This is a genomic window from Gracilibacillus oryzae, assembly GCF_009498735.1.
In the GTDB taxonomy this organism is placed as follows: domain Bacteria; phylum Bacillota; class Bacilli; order Bacillales; family Amphibacillaceae; genus Gracilibacillus; species Gracilibacillus oryzae.
Map to the genome: position 1 here is coordinate 49,093 of NZ_ML762440.1, position 19,438 is coordinate 68,530.

Sequence of the window (19,438 nt, forward strand, 5' to 3'; positions counted from 1 at the left end):
AAGAGGAATAACAGGAAAACAGAGAAGCACGAGCAAGTGATTTCCCGTTAATAAGAGGAATAACAGGAAAACAGAGAAGCGCGTACCAAGGATTTCCCGTTAATAAGAGGAAAAACAGGAAAACAGGGAAGCACGTACCAAGGATTTCCCGTTAATAAGAGGAAAAACAGGAAAACAGAGAAGCACGTACCAAGGATTTCCCGTTAATAAGAGGAATAACAGGAAAACAGAGAAGCACGAGCAAGTGATTTCCCGTTAATAAGAGGAATAACAGGAAAACAGAGAGCACGAGCAAATGATTTCCCGTTAATAAGAGGAATAACAGGAAAACAGAGGATCCCGAGCAAATGATTCCCCGTTTTTAACATTACGTCTTTTATATGAAAAAATTCAGGCAAAGCAAAATAAGGACATATCGGAATCCCTCTGTCCATGTTGCTTATTTCTAATATATTCATTATACTTCCTAATAAAGAAAGCGGTTTCTTGCATGAGTCTTATCTGCATAATAAAAGAATATACTTAACTCAAAGGAGGGGTTCTCTATTTTTGAAGGCAATCGCTATGTTCAGAACTTGCTTGGTATATTTCATTCATTAAGTTTAAAAAGCAGGATAGCTCTAATTTTTGCGATAAGTACATTTATTCCGATGATGTTTACAGTCATTTTTTCTTATTATTCGATGTCTGATATTTTAACGAATAAACTGCATGATTCCATTCAAAGTAATTTACAGCAAGTCCGGTTGTCAATGGAGAATACAATTGATGATTTGAACTATGTTTCACAGCAAATTGCCTACTCTGAGAATATCGTGTTCAAACTGAATGCCTATCTGGTGATGGAGCAGGGATATCAGCGTGCCAAGTATTATGATGATGTGAAAAAAGAATTGAATTTAATTACTTTCAGCAACCCTAATATTGGATTGTCTCTTGTTTATATGGAAAATGACCGCAATTATTTATTCAACAGTCATGGGGTTAAGGAGGGATTCAGGTTAAGGAATGATCCACTGTTAATTGAAGGATATGAAATGCATAATTTCGGTCCGCATGTCAGTATGGAGAGGTATAATGAGGGTTATGTATTATCAACGATCAGGCAATTAAATATTACGGATCGAGAGGACATATATGTATACCTAGAATCGAATTTCGATCTCACAAAAAATTTACTTCGCGAGGCACGGAATGTGGATGAGACAAGTTATCTTCTTGTTGATGACGCCAACAAAGTGATTTACAGTGGCAATAAGCAATTTACTTACGGTACATCTTTTTTAGCTAATAGTAATGTGAAGGCAGGAAAGGAAGCTGGCCATTATTGGTTCAGGGAAGTAACCAGCCGCGGCTGGAGTATTATCGCACTCATACCGATAGCTGAATATCAGCAAGAAGTAAATCACTGGGTGAAGCAAATGATTTACTTTGCCATATTATTCGTATCATTAAGTTTAATTATTGCACTTTTATTATGGAAAACATTATATAAGCCATTAAATCAGTTTAATAATGAAATTCATCTAATGAAAAATAATAATTTTACATCAGAAGTCATTCAAACAAATATACCAGAATTCAGGGAGCTTACGACACAATTCCGTCATATGAAAAAACAGATTGCCAGCTTAATCAACGAAATCGAGCATAAGGAACGAAAGCGTGCAGACCTGGAAGTTGAAAAGCTCGTTCATCAAATTAATCCGCATTTTTTAATGAATACATTAGATACAGCAAGGTGGTTAGTTGTCTCAGGTGATAAGAAAGAAGCAACTAATCTATTAACATCATTGAATAAAATTCTTTATTACAATATGGGGAAACTGGGCTTTCTCTCCACATTAGAGGAAGAATTAGATTCAATGGAACAATATATAAAATTACAACAGATTCGCTATGATTTCGAATATTCTCTGCATGCTTCTGTTCCTCAAGCTGTATTACATTCACCTGTACCACGGTTTATCCTCCAGCCGATTGTAGAAAATGCCATCTATCACGGATTAGTGGATGAAGGAAACCTCGAAATTGAAATTCGCTTAGCAGATGACATGATTATATTGAAAGTAAAAGATGACGGACGTGGTATGCCGAAAGAAAAAGTAGATGCTATTCTTGCGGGAGATTCCTACCAGCAATCCAAAAATGGAATGGGCATTGGGTTGAATTATGTAAAACGAATTCTGGAAAGAACGTATGCACACAAAGCAACCATCACAATGGAAAGTAAGATGGACGAAGGTACGATAGTTATCTTACGCATTCCTTATATAAAAGGAGGAAGCACTGATGATTAAAGTGTTATTAGTAGAGGACGACAAGCTCGTAAGAAAAAGCTTAATAGCAACATTTGACTGGAATGCTTTTAATATGGAAATAGTCGGTGATGCAAAAAACGGCGAGAAGGCAGTGGAATTCCTTGAAAATAATGCGGTCGATTTATTGATTACAGACCTGGCGATGCCTGTCATGTCAGGTATTGAGTTAATTCGTGTTGTGAAAGAAAGATTCCCTCAAATATTTATTGTCGTCCTGTCCTTGCACCGGGATTTTGAATATATTCAAGAAGCCTTGCGATTAGGCGCCATTGACTATATTGCAAAGGTGGAGCTGGACAGTGATAATATGGATCGGACATTAGACAGAATAAAGACAAGAATTAATGAAGAAATAAAGAAGTCGCAGCAGTCAATGGACTGGCAGAATTTTTCTAATGGATTAATGGTATTGTTTGAGAATATGACACCCGCTAATAAACAATTAATAGAAGATGTTGTTAAAAAGGCAGAGAAAACATACCTTTCTGCAGACAGCTTATTCATTCCTTTAGAAAATGAAAAGGAACAAAGCGATTTTATCCAGCGAATGGAAGCAGTATCTAATTGGGACGAAGAGTTATTAGTAATTCCGATAATCAATCAATCCAGTAAAATTTCGCAATTACAGGAACTGGTTCACCAATATAAAGAAACTAGTATGTTCTATGAGTTGAGTCCAACTATAAAAGTAAAAATAATAGAAATCGACCATATCGGTGTTTCAGTTGATACAGTCAAACAGAGTGAAGGGATGAAAAGTTTACGCGAAGAACTTCTTTTACTCCATTGGGTTTATAAACAATCTGCTCTGGAAGAACTGCTGGCCGAACTAAAACAGCTGAGGTTACCCAAAAATAAACTGAATGATTTGCTGATTATGACAATAAACGAATGTCGCCGTATTTATGCAGATATTTTATCAACAGAGTTAACATTACCCGATGCATTTCATTCTTGGTATGAAGTGGAGAATTGGTTTTTTCAGATAAAAGAACAGATACATGAGACAATCTTTAAAAAGACGGTTCCCCATGAAACAAGTCAGTACATTATTAAAGCTATTCATCTTATTGACAATCAATTAAGTGATAATATCACGGCAACAGATATGGGCATGCAAGTGAATATGAGCCGCAGTTACTTTTGTACCTGCTTTAAACAGGTGATTGGGATCACATTTCATGAATATGTCAAAGTATTAAGGATAAACAAAGCGAAGAACTATTTAGAACATACTGTTGAGAAAGTTTCGAGTATTGCTGAAAAAGTCGGCTATTCTGATGTGAAATATTTCAGTAAAGTATTTAAGCAGGAAACAGGATTCCTACCTAGTGAATATCGAAAGAAATGGAGAAGGTTATAAAAATGTCTTATGGAAGTAAGGCAAATGTTCTGTGAAATTATAAATGGAAAATTATTGATGTGAAATATTAACAGAAGTCCCCGTTATTTTGAGAACATATCACTTATTGAATGCGCTTTCACAAATGGTATGATGAGATTGTAGAAAATTTCATAAAAAGGAAAGGGGAAGCAAAATGAAAGTTAATAAGAGCGTGTGGGGGTTTTTGGCGATTATCTTTATCTTACTGCTTGTTGCTTGTTCTAATGAGGAGACTGCTACAGACAAAGAAGAGACAGACAATTCAACAACAAAATCGACAGAGCCTGCAGATCCATTTGGTAAATATGAAGAAACGATTACCATTGCAATTGGTCAAGAGGTTGATCCCAGTGACACAAGTTTACAGGATGGAGACACACCGTTGGATAATCAATACACCCGTCATGTGATGGAAAATTTAAATATTGAAGTCGAACATGCATTTACTGCCTCCCCATCTAATTACGATCAGAAGGTTAGTCTTGCCATTGCCAGTAATGATCTGCCTGATGCGATGGTGGTAGGACCTGTAGAATTAAGGCAGATGGTTGAAGCTGACCAGATTGCTGATCTTACCGAAGTATATGAGAACTATGCTTCCCCAGCGATAAAGGAAATTATCGACAGCTCTAATGGGGTCGCTTTAGATAGTGTGACATTTGACGGAAAGATTATGGCCCTCCCTAACTCGCAAGCGGGAGCAGATGGTGTACACAATTTATGGATCAGACAGGACTGGCTGGATAAGCTCGGGCTTGAACCACCTGAAACGATTGAAGAATTAAAAGAAGTAGCAAAAGCATTTGTGGAACAGGATCCTGATGGAAATGGAGCAGATGATACGATTGGATTAGCTGGGCCTGATACTAGTAATAAATTATATGCTAATTTTATCGAGTCAACAAATAATTTATACGGTTTTGACGGGATTTTCTCTGCATTGCACGCATATCCAGGTTATTGGCTGGAAGGTGATGATGGCAGTCCTGTCTATGGATCTATCTTGCCTGAAACAAAAGAAGCTCTAGAAGTTTTAAGAGAGATGTACAGTGAGGGGCTGATAGATCCCGAGATGGGAGTAAGAGAAGATTCAGGTGAGTCTATTATCAGTGGGAATACAGGAATGTTTTTCGGTCCTTTCTGGATGCCTTATGGTCCGTTAACAGATGCAGTAAAAACGAATCCGGATGCCAATTGGCAATCATACGCTTTACCTTTAGATTCAAATGGGGAATATACCCCTCACCTGAGTACAACTACAACGCAATTTGTAGTGGTCAGAAAAGATTATGAACATCCGGAAGCTGCAATGAAAATATTAAATAATCTATTAGCAAATGAATCAGAATTTGATCCAAGTATTGGAGGACCAGGCTACTATCCATTACGACTTGTATATGCTCCTGCTGATGAAATGGAAGTTACGACAGTTGCACTTCGAGAAGTACTGGCAGGAACGAAACAGCCAGAAGATTTCTACGATATGCCAGCATATAAACTATTAAAATCTGATGTAGACACAATCTTTGATGTAAAGCTAGAACCTTACGATAATATGGCTATTCAATATTGGGATATCGAAAACCATCTGGGCCAATGGACGAGAGCCTATTCTGCATTAGTTGGCACGGCACCGTTAGTTGACACTGAAATTAATGGAGTAAAGAGCTTGATTTATTCCCAGACAAAAACGATGGAGGACAGGTGGGTTAACTTGAAAAAGCTTGAAGACGAGACATTCCTGAAAATAATTATGGGCACGGAGCCTTTAGACTCATTTGATCAATTTGTTGAGGATTGGAAGCAGCAAGGTGGAGAGCAAATTACAAACGAAGTTGCAGAAGCGGTTCAATAATTTCTCCAGCTTTATAAAAGGCGTCGAGAATGTTCGGCGCCTTCCTCATCGTAAAGTTTTGCCATGCAGGATGACTGATTGCAGAGAAAGGAGTTTAGGCTGATGCGAACAAAAGGTTTTGCTAAGCATTATTATTTCATGCTTGCACCTGGCTTTGTCTGGTTAATTTTATTTAGTATTGTTCCGATGTTTGGGATCGTCATTGCCTTTCAGAATTATAATCCCGGCCAAGGTGTATTTGGATCAGAGTTTATTGGACTGGAAACATTTAAGTATATGTTTACACTGAATGACACAATGAATGTTTTCTATAATACGATCTTCATTGCCATCATGAAGATAATTGGAAATTTAATTGTTCCGCTCGTTTTTGCCTTAATGTTAAATGAAGTCCGTTATATGGGCTTAAAAAGATCGATTCAGACAATTGTCTATTTGCCACACTTTCTTTCATGGGTAATTTTAGGTGGAGTTTTATTAGATATATTTGCTTACCAAGGTCCTGTTAATCAGATGCTTGGAGCCTTTGGTGTTGATCCGGTTTTATTTTTTGGACGTGCGGATCTGTTCCCTTTTCTGGTAATTGGAAGTGACATATGGAAGGAATTCGGTTTCAATACCATCATATATTTAGCTGCATTAACTGGAATTAATCCTGCTTTATATGAAGCAGCAGGTATTGATGGTGCCAATCGATTAAAAATGTTATGGCATGTAACCTTACCAGGTATTCGTACAACTGCCGTTTTGTTAGCGGTATTGAGTTTAGGAAACGTATTAAATGCTGGTTTTGATCAGATTTTCAATTTATATAATCCACTTGTCTATTCCACTGGTGACATTATTGATACATGGGTTTATCGCGCTGGTTTATTGAATTTGCAGTATGAATTAGCGACAGCAGTCGGGTTGCTGAAATCAGTGGTTGGTTTTATCTTAATTAGTCTTTCTTATTATCTTGCCTATAAGTTTACCAATTATCGAATTTTCTAAAAAGGAGGATAAGCAAATGTTAAGAAGTAAATCATTATCTTCCAAAGTGGCAGATGTTGTATTAATTTCTATCCTTGTCATTGTGGCCTTAACTTGTATTCTGCCTTTATGGTATACGCTCTCATTATCACTAAGTTCCAAAACGGCAGCAGCAGCTGGTGCTGTTGCTTTATGGCCGGTAGATTTCAATTTTGATTCTTATAAACAACTGCTGCAGGATGGTCAGTTTTTCAAGTCATTTTGGATATCGATCCAGCGTGTCGTATTGGGAGCAGGACTTAACTTTATTATTGTTCCATTAATGGCATATCCTTTATCCAAAACAGTCAAAGACTTTAAAGGCAGAAATGTGCTGATGTGGACATTAATTTTTACGATGTTATTTAATGGTGGTTTGATTCCGCTATATTTAACAATTAAAGGTTATGGGCTGATGAACAGTATTTGGGCATTAGTATTAGTTGGCGGTGCCCAGACAATTGTATTCAACATTATTTTAACCATCAATTTTTTCAGGAATTTGCCGAAATCATTAGAAGAAGCGGCATTAGTCGACGGTGCCGGTCCATGGTATATTTTGTTTAAATTGTATATTCCCTTATCTATCCCGGTACTTGCGACAATCTCTTTATTTAGTATTGTGTACCACTGGAATGAATTTTTATATGGACTGATTTTCATGACAAGAGAAGAATTCTATCCATTACAAACATATATTCAGCAATTAGTCGTTTCTGTTGATCCGTCCACAATGACAGAAGATCAATATAAACGAATGAGTGAATTATCCAACAGAACTCTTGATGCAGCAAAGATATTTATCGCCATGATCCCAGTGTTACTTGTCTATCCGTTTTTACAAAAGTATTTTATTCATGGTATTACTCTAGGCTCTGTGAAAGAATAAAGGTGGTGACAGAATGGAGCGTATCTATTATGTAACAGATTCAATTCTGAGGTTAGTTTATATAAACTTATTAGCGATCCTCTTTTCATTAGCTGGACTGATCATTTTTGGCTTCTTCCCAAGTCTTGTAGCCACATGTCATCTGATGAGGAAATGGCATATGGGGGAAAGTGATCTCCCTGTAACGAAAACGTTTATCAAAATATACAGGCGAAGTTTTTTAAAAAGTAACCTGATTGGACTGGCATATGTCTTAATTGGCGGTTTATTATATATTAATTTATCGATTGCTGAGATCGTACCGAATGAATTCGTTCAATTAAGTTATTATCCAATTTTTACTGTTCTCATTGTTTTTCTCTCATGCAGTTTGCTGGCAATTCCTATTTCCTTGCATTATCAAGTCACATTTTATTCTTTAATCAAACATTCTTTTCTCCTGCTATTTGTCCGGCCATTGTTAACATTGATGCTCCTTGGCAGTGTTGCTGGATATGTTCTATTGTTAAAATTGATTCCTGGGTTATTTTTGTTTATTGGTATAAGTCTGTTTGCCTGGCTGATTTTGTATTATTCATTAAAAATCTTTCATAAGGTGCCATTAAATATTGAAGCAGAGTCACTATAGGTTGGTTGTAATTGAATAGAGATGCAGTTATGCAATGTGTTAAGAAGAGCATCCCGAATGATGCTCTTTTTCTATTTAATGAATAAATATTTAACAGTGTGAAAACGACTTCTTTGCTATTAAAATGAAAATTAAGGTAAAATAGAGTTAAACAATATAGTGATTCGTTTATACAGCATCCAAGTAAATACTCATGATGGTACAGATGGAAGGCCTGTAAAAGTCATAAAACCTACAGATGAAAGCGTATAACAATTTGTGCGCAAAGCGGATGTTTTAGAAAGTTGTTAATCAGGTTAACGGCCAAGAAAATGGTGAGAGTAGCATCTTTAACAATGTGATTGGTAAAAAAATTGGAGAGGTGAAACCGAATGGAAAAAGTGAGAGCTGGAATTATTGGTTTAGGTGTGCAAGGAAAAAAATATGCATCCATGATTTTTGAACAGAAAGTAAATGGCTTGGAGCTGACTGCCATTAGTTCCCGGTCAGAATCAAAGAAAGAGTTAGTGGAACAAGAGTATCCCGGTGTATTATTTTTTGAAAATTATCAGGATTTACTGCAATCTGCTCAAGTAGATGCAGTCATCATCTGTGTTCCGCATTACCAGCACCCTGAAACCGCTGAAGATGCGTTGAAGCATGAGAAACATGTGTTAGTGGAGAAACCGATCGCGGTGGATGTTAGTCAGGTCGAATCTTTGCTTAAAACGGCAAAGGACAGAGATCATCTAACTTTTGCGATGTTATTCAACCAGCGTGCCAATAAAGTCCACCAACGGATAAAAGAATTACTGGATAATAAAGCAATTGGGGAGATAAGAAACTGGAATTGGACGGTAAGTACGCATTGGCGAACACAAGCCTATTTTAATCAGAATGAATGGCGTGCAACATGGAAGGGTGAAGGTGGTGGTGTTCTAATAAACCAGGCATCTCACCAGATTGACTTAATCCAATGGTTATTCGGAATGCCTGACAAACTATATGCTAATTTAAAATATGGATCCAAACGTGAGATAGAAGTTGACGATGATGTCACCGCTTTTTTCCGTTATGAAAATGGATCAAGTGGCACATTCCAAACAAGAACTCATGACTATTTTGGTGAAGATCAGTTAGAGATATTAGGAGACAAAGGGAAGATCATTGTTACAGACAGTGAAAAAATAGTGATAAAGACATTCGATCAGCCGGAGCAGGAATGGAGCAGTTCATTGTCACTTGAGGAAATGAACGCAATCCACAATAATCCCGATCAGTATACAGTAGCAAGAGAAGAATACCGTGAGGAAAAAAATGCTCCATATATTTCGATCCTTGAAAATTTTGCTTCAAGCATCCTGACAGGAAAAGGTCTGATTGCAACAGGCATTAGCGGGGTTAACAGCATGGAAATTATTAATGCCATTTATTTATCTGACTGGTTATCTCAAGAGGTTTCGCTGCCTGCAGATCAGCAGAAATTTAAGGAAGAACTAGGGAAGAGACAAGCTTGAATATAATTTCAAGAGAGTAAAAATAATACTCCAAAATTACAGCTATCCTTTTTTTTTATAGACATTAATGAATAAAAATTCATAAAAAACCATGACAATTGCCGCGAATATTGGTAAACTATGAAAAGTGAAAAAAATGTCGAAACAGCAATAGTTCGATGCTATTGCTGTTTTTTCTGTGCGAAGTGGGGCACGATAAATTTATGGAGGTTATGTGATGGAAGGAACGATATATTCACTGATTCCAGCTGTGTTAATGCTGGTTTTAGTACTTTTTACAAGAAACCTTTTACTTTCTTTAGGGACAGGCATTGTTGTTGGTTCTCTATTAATTCATGACTTTAATGTTTTCAAAAGCCTTGAAGAAATATGGCTCGTATTCCGTAATATTTTTTATACCGCAGATGGTTGGAATCTTGGCAGTATATACTTGCTTAGTTTCTTATTGTTACTAGGCATCATGACAGTATTTATGACAGCATCTGGAGGCAGTAAATCATTTGGTGACTGGGCATTGAAAAGAGTGAAGACAAGAAGATCAGCCCAGCTTATTCCCTCCTTTTTGGGGGTAATCATTTTTATTGATGATTATTTCAATAGTTTAGCTGTCGGGCAAATTGCGAGGCCTATTACAGACCGCAACAAAGTATCAAGAGCGAAGTTAGCTTATTTTATTGATTCTACTTCAGCTCCTGTTACAGTCATTACACCAATTTCCAGCTGGGGTGCCTATATTATCGGGACATTGGGTACTATTTTCGTGTCATTGGAGATTACGGAATATCAGCCATTAGAAGCTTTTGTCAAAATGGTTCCATATAATTTCTATGCATTTGCTGCAGTCATTCTTGTTTTTCTTGTAGCTATTTACAACATCAACATTGGTTCGATGAAGAAACATGAAGAACGAGCAATTGAAACAGGACAAGTTTTTGATCCGAACAAGCGAAGCAAGGCACTGAGCGCAAAGGAAAATACGTTAGTTAACCAAAACGGAAAAATACTGCATCTTTTAGTTCCGATTGGTGTGCTGATTGTTGTGACAGTTTCGGCAATTCTGATTACAGGGAAGATGGAAGTTGAAGGGGAAGCAACAATCCTGACAATGTTTGAAAATACGAATGTTAATCTCAGTTTATTTACCGGAGGCTTGGCAGCCGTTCTTATTGCTGGAGTGCTTTATGTTTTATTACCTGGTAAAAAACTGTCGGTAACAAAGGTATTAAAAGATGGATCACTTTCGATGCTGCCAGCCATATATATACTGGTCTTGGCATGGATGATTGGCTCCGTTATTGAAACAATCGACACGGGAGGATATTTAGCTGAACTAGTAAAAGATTATTCATTTAATATAAATTATTTAGCACTCTTATTATTCCTTCTTGCAGGCTTTATGGCATTAGCAACAGGAACGTCCTGGGGAACATTTGGGATTATGCTGCCAATCGCGGCACAGATTGCTGTTGCGTATGATGTTTCATTAGTTCTGCCAGCAATGTCAGCAGTACTTGCAGGAGCCGTTTTCGGAGATCACTGTTCACCAATTTCTGACACTTCGATCTTATCTTCCACTGGGGCAGGATCTGATCATATGGATCATGTGACAACCCAATTGCCTTATGCATTTATCAGTGCGATAGCTGCAGGGATTGGCTATTTCTTTTTAGGGTTTACCGGAAGTATTGCTATTGGTTTTCTTCTTATGCTAATAATTGTGGTTGTTGCAGCATTCATCTTTTATCGGATTGGAAAAAAAGCTGTTCAATAATCAAAAAACACATCCAAGCGGGTGTGTTTTTTTGATAATGATAATTGTTTGTGAAGTTTTTGTAGGATAACAGTAAATTCCACATATGTGTTGCTATAATGATCATAAGTTTATGATGAGGTGATTCTTATGAATATTACAGTTGTCGGCACAGGATATGTCGGTTTATCCAATGCCGTTATATTAGCCCAAAAACATCATGTGATTGCATTGGATATAGTAGAAGAGAAAGTGAAGATGATCAATGAAAGAAAGTCGCCAATTTCCGATCCGGAATTAGAACAATTTCTGAGTGAGAAAGATCTGCTGTTAAAGGCGACAACTGATTTTGATGAGGCAATGAAGCTGGCAGACTTTGTTATTATTGCAACACCAACCAATTATGATCCAGAGCGTAATTTTTTTGATACAGAATCAGTGGAAGTAATTGTAGAAAAAGTACTGCGGTTGAAAACAAATCCCTGCATTATTATTAAATCGACTGTACCTGTCGGCTTTACAGAAGAATTGAAAAATAAGTATCAGACTGATCATATAATTTTCTCCCCTGAATTCCTCAGGGACGGCAGGGCATTGTATGATAATTTATATCCATCAAGAATAGTCGTCGGGGGCCAATCTGCCGAAGCAAAGCTGTTTGCTGATTTATTAGTGGAAGGAGCTTTAAAAGAAGAGATTGCTGTATTACTGACAAAATCGACAGAAGCAGAAGCAATCAAGCTGTTTGCCAATACATATCTAGCGATGAGAGTAGCTTTTTTCAATGAACTGGATACATATGCTGAAGTAAGAGGGCTTGATTCCAGACAAATCGTCGAGGGAGTCGGCTTGGATCCGAGAATCGGCAATCACTACAATAATCCTTCCTTTGGATATGGTGGGTACTGTTTACCAAAAGACACAAAACAATTGCTGGCAAATTATCAGGACGTTCCTAATAATATGATTAGAGCAATTGTGGAGGCAAATCAAACGAGAAAAGATCATATCGCCAGTCAAATAATGAAACAATCACCTGCAAAAGTGGGGATTTACCGTCTTGTAATGAAAGCAAATGCGGATAATTTCCGGGAATCTGCTATTATAGGCGTAATGGAAAAATTACTGAAAAGCGGCATAGAAGTAGTAGTTTATGAACCTGCACTTGATGGTGGATTTTTTTTAGGGGCGAAAGTCTTGAGGAACTTAAAGGAATTCAAGGAACAAGCTGACTGTATTATTGCCAATCGCATAACAACTGATATAGAAGATGCAATGGATAAAATTTATACAAGAGATTTGTATCAACGTGATTAATTTATGCTGTTGGCGACATATTTCCTGGGAAATTCCGCTTAGTTGCGGGAAAATACACTTTTTGGTATTTAGTAAACTTATGATAAAATGCAGGCAAAAGAACCAGGAAGGAAGAGTATGTTGAGAAAAAAACCTAATGAACTTATTGTTTACGAATCGTTAGCACTGCGAAAGTCTTTATCAAAAGCGGAAACAAAAAAATATAAAAAATTAAAAAGGGGATATGAAGGAGAGCTCCTCTTCGATGCTTATCTCGAACCACTCCAGCGCAATTACCTTCTCCTCCGCGATGTCTGGCTCTCTTCTAATAACAAAACTTTTCAACTTGATCATACCCTCTTAATAAATAATGCTATCTATTTGTACGAAGTAAAGAATTTTATCGGCGAATACTATTATTCCAATTATAAGCTGTATCTTTTTTCAGGCAAGGAAATTGACGATCCATTAATACAGTTAAAAAGAACAGAATCATTATTGTCCCAATTGCTTCATCTAGGCTATCAAGTCCCCATTTATGCTGCCGTCGTCTTCATCAACCCCGAATGCACGATCTTCCAAGCACCAGCTACCAATAAAATTCTCCTGCCAACACAATTAAATCGGTATTTTCAGGCAATCCCCGATTCTGTAACGCTAGATCCTGTTTTCCCCAAATTAGCAAACAAGCTAGAATCCATCAGATTGGAAAAATCCCCATACGAGACTCTGCCTGACTATCAATACAAAGAATTGAAGAGAGGAATTCCCTGCATTCATTGCAGAAGTTTTTACACCAAAGTAGAAGGAAAGGGATGTATTTGCCAAAAATGCGGCGAGCGTGAACGTTTTCAATCAGCTATTCTACGGACTGCTGAAGAGTTTATGATACTTTTCCCAGGGGAGAAAGTAACAAGTGAAAGAATATTGGAATGGTGTAACCTCCAAGTTAACTTAGAACGAATTAGGTATACCTTGCAGAAAAATTTTGAAATGAAAGGCAACAAAAAAGGGGCTTATTATATTAGAAAGAATTTAGAATGAAATATAAATAGTTAGAGTGACAAGGTTGGTGGGATGATTATTGTTAAACCCAACATTAAGTGGAAAACGAGAGGGTGGCGCAGCGTATTTCTCGTTAATCGGGAGATAAAGTGGAAAACGAGAGGCGTGGCGCAGCGGATTTCCCGTTAATCCGGAGATAAAGCGGAAAACGAGAGGCGTGTCGAAGTGGATTTCCTGTTAATCGGGAGATAAAGCGGAAAACGAGAGGCGATGTGAAGTGGATTTCCTGTTAATCGGGAGATAAAGCGGAAAACGAGAGGCGAGGCGAAGTGGATTTCCCGGTAATCTGGAGATAAAGCGGAAAACGAAAGGCGGTGCGCAGCGGATTTCCTGTTAATGTGGAGATAAAGCGGAAAACGATAGACGGTGTACAGTGGATTTCCTGTTAATCGGGAGATAAAGCGGAAAACGAGAGGCGTGTCGCAGCGGATTTCCCGTTAATCGGGGGATAAAGCGGAAAACGAAAGGCGATATGAAGCGGATTTCCTGTTAATCGGGAGATAAAGCGGAAAACGAGAGGCGAGGCGTAGCCGATTTCCGGTTAATCCGGAGATAAAGCGGAAAACGAAAGGCGTGGGAAAGCGGATTTCCTGTTAATCCGGAGATAAAGCGGAAAACGAAAGGCGAGTCGAAGTGGATTTCCCGTTAATCGGGAGATAAAGCGGAAAACAAAAGGCCAGACTCAGCAAATTTCCCGTTAATCTAAATATAATGTAATAATCTACATCCGCTTCATCAGCGTCTTACTGGTTATGACATCTGCTTCATACCCTGCCCCTCCATTTGACATCCCCACACCCCATTGTGTAAACTGATACTAATTAAATACAGATTGTTTTCTAGGGTTCCGCAATCATCTACACATTATTGGACTGGTCCGAGAGAAAACACACAGTTAGATTTACTGTGACACGGAAGGACAAAAGCCTAGGAGATAGATTATATCTCTGGGGCTTTTTATTTTTAGATGAAAAAGGAGAATGAGAATGTATAAAGAATGGTTGAAAATTGTCTTTGCTGCAGTTTTTGAAGTGATTTGGGTGGTTGGATTAACTTATGCAGATACCGTACTGGAGTGGGGTGGCACGGTTATTGCGATTGTGATAAGTTTTTACTTTCTGATAATGGGGGCTAATAAGCTGCCGGCTGGAACGGTTTATGCTGTATTTGTCGGGTTAGGAACTGCTGGAACGGTACTAGTTGATATGATTATCTTCCATGAACCGTTTAATATATGGAAAATCGTATGTATTGCCATCTTGCTTATTGGTATAATCGGCTTAAAGTTAACAACAGATGATTCTAAGAATGGAGGTGTCGCTTGATGGAATGGGTGATCTTAATTTTGTCAGGATTATTTGAAATGACAGGTGTAATTATGATCAGCAGATGGCATCAGACAAAAAATTGGAGAGATTTGCTTCTATTGATCTTAGGATTTAGCTTGAGTTTTATCGGTTTATCTTATGCGCTCAACTACATTGCAATGGGGACTGCATATGCGATATGGACAGGGATTGGAGCGGCAGGTGGCGCCATTGTTGGTATTATCTTTTTTAATGAATCAAGGAATATGAAAAGAATTTTCTGCTTAGCTTTAATTATTTTATCTGTAATCGGATTGAAGTTAATTGGGTGAGACTGACCACCAAGGTATATCCAAACAGGGGCAGTCTCATGTAATTTTTTATGGAAAAAAATTGGAATAAATAGCGGGAGGAACCGCAAAGCATCTTCCATTCGCCCGAGAAAGCTGCAGCAGAAAGTAACGCTTTGCTTAACAATAAAGAAAATGTATTCCATCGATTATACAAGTCATCCTGTTTTCTGGCAGGATGACTTCCCATTTCTTATCACAGCAATAATATCCCATAATTAAAATCTCACTTTATTCTTTTGCCTCATCGCCTTCGGTATATACACACAATATGGTTCACTTTCTAAATAATCACCAGTTGCGGCATATGCTCTGGAGCGGGAGCCGCCACAAACATGGCGAAATTCGCACACACCACATTTCCCTTTATATTGATCAGGATCACGTAATTGCTTTAATATAGGCGAATTGCGATAAATGTCTGGAAGAGTCTCTAGTCTTACATTGCCGACTTTTACTGGCAGCAGTCCACTTGGATAAACATCACCGATATGGGAAATGAAAATAAAGCCATTGCCATCGTTCACCCCCTTAGGTGCTCTACCCAGACCATCGACAGTTCCTGTTGCGCCATTTTTAAGAACATTCTCAAAAGCTATTTTTGTTTCCTGCTTTCGTGCCTTTTGCTGCAGGACAACCCTGCGATAATGCTGTGCAGCTGTTGTCTTTATATCAAAATTACTAGATTGTGATACATTGTATAACCATCGGAAAACTCTCTCATGATCTGCAGGACTGATCATATCTTTCTCTTGTCCTCTGCCGACAGGAACTAAGAAAAACACACTCCATAACACAACATCAAGCTGATCCATTAATAATTTCATTTCCTCTAAATATTCAACATTATACTTAGAAATGACGGTATTGATTTGCAATGGCATGTGTAATTCATGTAAATATTGAATTGCTTCCATTGTCCGGTCAAAAGAACCGCTTGTCCCACGAAAATGATCATGAATTTCAGCATCAGGGCCATCAATGCTAAAAGCCCAGCGAGCTAAACCGATCTCTTTTGCTTTTTCCATCACTTGTCTGGTCACATTGGGAGTAGCAGAGGGGGTCATCGAAACACGGACACCTTTATTGATTGCATATGCGGCAATATCGAACAGATCCTCTCTTTCTAAAGGGTCTCCACCTGTAAAAACAAGTAATGGATTGTTCATCGAATGAATTTGATCAATAAGCTGTTTCGCTTCTTCAAAATTTAACTCTCTGGGATCCCGGTGGTGTTGTGCATCTGCTCTGCAATGGAGACACTTTAATGCACAGGCTCTCGTTACTTCCCAAATGACTATAAATGGGTCTTTATGATAATCTCTCATCAGAAATGAAGGAATATTTTTCAACAGTATAACTCCTTTCCAATCTTCATATAAATGAATATATAATAAGATGGAAAGAAATGTTGTGATAAATTACACACAAAAAAACAGATCACGAAACGTAATGATCTGTTTTGGCAGTTTACCATGGTAATAGATAGAACAGCACACAAAAGAAATGAGCTATAGAACCAGCTAAAACAAATGTATGCCAAAGTGCATGATGATATTTGAATCCTCGCCAAACATAAAATACCGCGCCAACCGTATAGAATAAACCGCCAATCACTAGCCATGCTATGCCATTTGGATGCATATTCTCTACAAGCGGCTGCCACGCTAATACGATTAGCCAGCCCATCAGTACATACAATATTGTGGAGAAAAAGAGAAATTTCTTTACAAAAAAAGCTTTAAATACCGTTCCGCCAATTGCCAGTCCCCAGATGACGCCAAATAGTGTCCAGCCTTGCCACCCTTGAATGACAAGAAAGAGGAACGGGGTATAAGTACCAGCAATAAAGAAATAAATCGACGAATGGTCAAGAACTTCAAACACATTTTTTGCTCTTCCTTTTGGGAGACTGTGTAACATTGTCGAGGATGTATAGAGAAGAACCATTGTTGCTCCGAATACGGTAAAACTGATAACATGCCATGCTGTTCCATATAATGATGCAAAAACAATCAGAATAACTAATCCAGCAATACTTAGCACCATGCCAATACCATGTGTAATAGAGTTAGCTATTTCCTCACCTTTAGAAAATTCATGCGTTGAACCCATGTTCTAGCTTCCTTTCCATTAACCATTAATATATTTTCCTCACAGCGTTAACTGTCTGCAAAAATCCGCGTCAAAAATTTAAGTAACACAAAATAAGCGGAGATAAACAGAAGCTAAGCAAATTTCTTTAATGATCAAAGTCTTCCTTTATTATGTTCCTTTTTTACCAAGATTGCAAATATGCACAATTATCACTGCTCTAACCGTCTGTCATACCCCTAATGAACAAAGTTTCAATTTATCGTAAAAAATTAATTAAATAGTTTGTTCTTTGCACAAACTTAGTTATAATAGATGGTGTATAAAATTGTTAGCGTATTCATTAATGGAATTTTATTTTGAGAGGAGTCCTTCTTATGCCAAAGATTCTAAACCCTGTTTTACCAGGATACCATCCAGATCCCTCCATCGTCAGAGTGAATGATGATTATTATATTGCTGTTTCCACTTTTGAATGGTTTCCTGGTGTCCAAATCTATCACTCTAAGGATCTGGTCAATTGGGAATTAAAAAGTTATGCACTTACCCGATCTTCGCAGTTAAATATGCTGGGAAATTTAAATTCAGGCGGTGTTTGGGCACCTTGTTTAACATACAGTGATGGTATGTTTTATCTTATTTTCACAGATGTAAAAAGCAGAAAAGGAGCATTTAAAGACACACACAATTATTTAGTGACAGCAGAAAATATCGAAGGTCCCTGGTCTGAACCAATCTATTTAAACAGCAGCGGTTTCGATCCATCCTTATTTCACGATGATGATGGCAGGAAATGGCTTGTCAATATGATATGGGATCATCGAAAAGGGACCAATTCTTTTGCGGGAATTGCTTTGCAGGAGTATTCCCCAGAAGAACAAAAATTAATAGGACCGATCCGCAACATTTTTAGAGGAACAGTATTAGGGAAAACAGAAGCACCACATATTTATAAGCGGAATGGTTATTATTATTTACTGACAGCAGAGGGAGGAACAGAGTATAACCATGCTGCGACAATGGCACGATCTCCATCCCTGTTCGGCCCGTATGAAGTGGACCCAACCAATCCGATTTTAACCTCTGATCAAAAGGCACCCGATCAATTACAAAAAGCAGGACATGGCTGTTTAGTAGAAGCACAGAATGGCGAATGGTATATGGCACACTTATGTGGTCGCCCTGTTGTTGAAGATAAGTGTATTTTAGGAAGAGAAACAGCGATACAAAAATGTTACTTGACAGAAGATAATTGGCTCAGAGTCGTTGATGGACCTGATCCAAGTAACGAAGTGGAAGCACCTGATTTACCGGTCTTTCAACCTGATCAGCTGTCGAATCATGATGACTTTGATAAACCTCAGCTGAAGTTATATTGGAATGCTCTAAGAAGAACTTTTGAAGAACCATGGTTTTCCTTAACAGAAAGGCCAGGCTATCTCCGTTTATATGGTCAGGAATCAATGAATTCATTCCATCGTCAAAGTATGTTAATGAGGAGACTGGAGCATTTTCATGTGGACATAGAAACAGTAGTAGAATTCGATCCGGAAAACTTTCAGCAGATGGCTGGTTTAATGGTATATTATGATACAGAGGATTATGTCTACTTAAGAGTTACCACACACGAGGACTTTGGTAAATGTATTGGCATAATAGAAACAAAGCATGGTAATTATGATGAACTTCTTGATCAGGATATTGCCATAACAACAGACACACCAATCTATTTAAAGGCAAGAATAGACAGACATCTGCTGCAATTCTATTTTACAACAGTAGAAAAGGAATGGATAAAGCTTGGAGACCCAATCGACATTGGACATTTATCAGATGATGATTCTGACTATGTAAGATTTACTGGAACATTTGTGGGAATAGCAGCCCAGGATATCAGCGGCCAAAGGAAACACGCCGATTTTGATTATTTCCATTACAATGAGAGACTTTGATCAGCATAGTTATCAATGACGGTTAGGACTGTGATAGAGT

At 37.8% G+C, this 19,438-nt stretch carries 15 protein-coding genes and 1 riboswitch; of the genes, 13 read left to right on the plus strand and 2 right to left on the minus strand.

Annotated features, from left to right (window positions below):
- Positions 1-575 precede the first annotated feature (575 nt).
- The 12 genes from F9U64_RS16790 to F9U64_RS16845 all read left to right on the plus strand — a co-directional run bounded on the left by F9U64_RS16790 (position 576) and on the right by F9U64_RS16845 (position 15,334).
- Positions 576-2,300, plus strand: coding sequence for a sensor histidine kinase (locus F9U64_RS16790; protein ID WP_228275774.1), 1,725 nt, complete (start codon positions 576-578; stop codon positions 2,298-2,300).
- Positions 2,293-3,684 carry a response regulator gene (locus F9U64_RS22665; RefSeq protein WP_194287422.1) on the plus strand — a complete coding sequence of 464 codons (1,392 nt, stop codon included), beginning with the start codon at positions 2,293-2,295 and terminating at the stop codon, positions 3,682-3,684. The genes F9U64_RS16790 and F9U64_RS22665 overlap by 8 nt, the downstream gene beginning before the upstream one ends.
- Positions 3,685-3,859: 175 nt before the next feature.
- Positions 3,860-5,560 (plus strand): extracellular solute-binding protein, encoded by a 1,701-nt coding sequence (locus F9U64_RS16800; protein WP_153406069.1) that lies wholly within the window; start codon positions 3,860-3,862, stop codon positions 5,558-5,560.
- A gap of 102 nt (positions 5,561-5,662) precedes the next feature.
- Positions 5,663-6,553, plus strand: coding sequence for an ABC transporter permease (locus F9U64_RS16805; RefSeq protein WP_153406070.1), 891 nt, complete (start codon positions 5,663-5,665; stop codon positions 6,551-6,553).
- Between the two features lie 16 nt (positions 6,554-6,569).
- Positions 6,570-7,460 (plus strand): carbohydrate ABC transporter permease, encoded by an 891-nt coding sequence (locus F9U64_RS16810; protein ID WP_153406071.1) that lies wholly within the window; start codon positions 6,570-6,572, stop codon positions 7,458-7,460.
- Positions 7,461-7,473: 13 nt separating this feature from the next.
- A complete protein-coding gene (locus F9U64_RS16815) occupies positions 7,474-8,088 on the plus strand; it encodes a YesL family protein (RefSeq protein ID WP_153406072.1) in 615 nt (204 codons plus the stop codon).
- Positions 8,089-8,459: 371 nt separating this feature from the next.
- The gene (locus F9U64_RS16820) at positions 8,460-9,584 is read left to right on the plus strand and encodes a Gfo/Idh/MocA family protein (protein WP_153406073.1); all 1,125 of its coding nucleotides are present in this window, start codon (positions 8,460-8,462) and stop codon (positions 9,582-9,584) included.
- Between the two features lie 217 nt (positions 9,585-9,801).
- Positions 9,802-11,355 (plus strand): Na+/H+ antiporter NhaC family protein, encoded by a 1,554-nt coding sequence (locus tag F9U64_RS16825; protein ID WP_153406074.1) that lies wholly within the window; start codon positions 9,802-9,804, stop codon positions 11,353-11,355.
- A gap of 129 nt (positions 11,356-11,484) precedes the next feature.
- Positions 11,485-12,651 (plus strand): nucleotide sugar dehydrogenase, encoded by a 1,167-nt coding sequence (locus F9U64_RS16830; RefSeq protein ID WP_153406075.1) that lies wholly within the window; start codon positions 11,485-11,487, stop codon positions 12,649-12,651.
- A 117-nt stretch (positions 12,652-12,768) separates the two neighbouring features.
- Positions 12,769-13,674 (plus strand): nuclease-related domain-containing protein, encoded by a 906-nt coding sequence (locus tag F9U64_RS16835; protein WP_153406076.1) that lies wholly within the window; start codon positions 12,769-12,771, stop codon positions 13,672-13,674.
- Positions 13,675-14,523: 849 nt separating this feature from the next.
- A riboswitch (guanidine-I (ykkC/yxkD leader) is annotated at positions 14,524-14,631 on the plus strand.
- Positions 14,632-14,681: 50 nt separating this feature from the next.
- Complete coding sequence (locus F9U64_RS16840; RefSeq protein WP_153406077.1) at positions 14,682-15,020, plus strand: DMT family transporter; 339 nt, start codon at positions 14,682-14,684, stop codon at positions 15,018-15,020.
- On the plus strand, positions 15,020-15,334 hold the full coding sequence (locus tag F9U64_RS16845) for a DMT family transporter (RefSeq protein ID WP_153406078.1): 315 nt from the start codon (positions 15,020-15,022) through the stop codon (positions 15,332-15,334). Before F9U64_RS16840 ends, F9U64_RS16845 begins: the two co-directional genes overlap by 1 nt.
- Positions 15,335-15,570: 236 nt before the next feature.
- Here the strand turns inward: F9U64_RS16845 and F9U64_RS16850 are convergent, their stop codons facing one another.
- Both F9U64_RS16850 and trhA read right to left on the minus strand, forming a co-directional pair.
- The gene (locus tag F9U64_RS16850; protein ID WP_153406094.1) at positions 15,571-16,680 is read right to left on the minus strand and encodes a TIGR04053 family radical SAM/SPASM domain-containing protein; all 1,110 of its coding nucleotides are present in this window, start codon (positions 16,678-16,680) and stop codon (positions 15,571-15,573) included.
- 142 nt (positions 16,681-16,822) lie between these two features.
- Entirely contained in the window at positions 16,823-17,467 is a 645-nt protein-coding gene (gene trhA, locus F9U64_RS16855; RefSeq protein ID WP_153406079.1) for a PAQR family membrane homeostasis protein TrhA, read from the minus strand.
- Positions 17,468-17,823: 356 nt separating this feature from the next.
- Between trhA and F9U64_RS16860 the strand changes: the two genes are divergently transcribed.
- Entirely contained in the window at positions 17,824-19,398 is a 1,575-nt protein-coding gene (locus F9U64_RS16860) for a glycoside hydrolase family 43 protein (RefSeq protein ID WP_153406080.1), read from the plus strand.
- Positions 19,399-19,438: the final 40 nt, after the last annotated feature.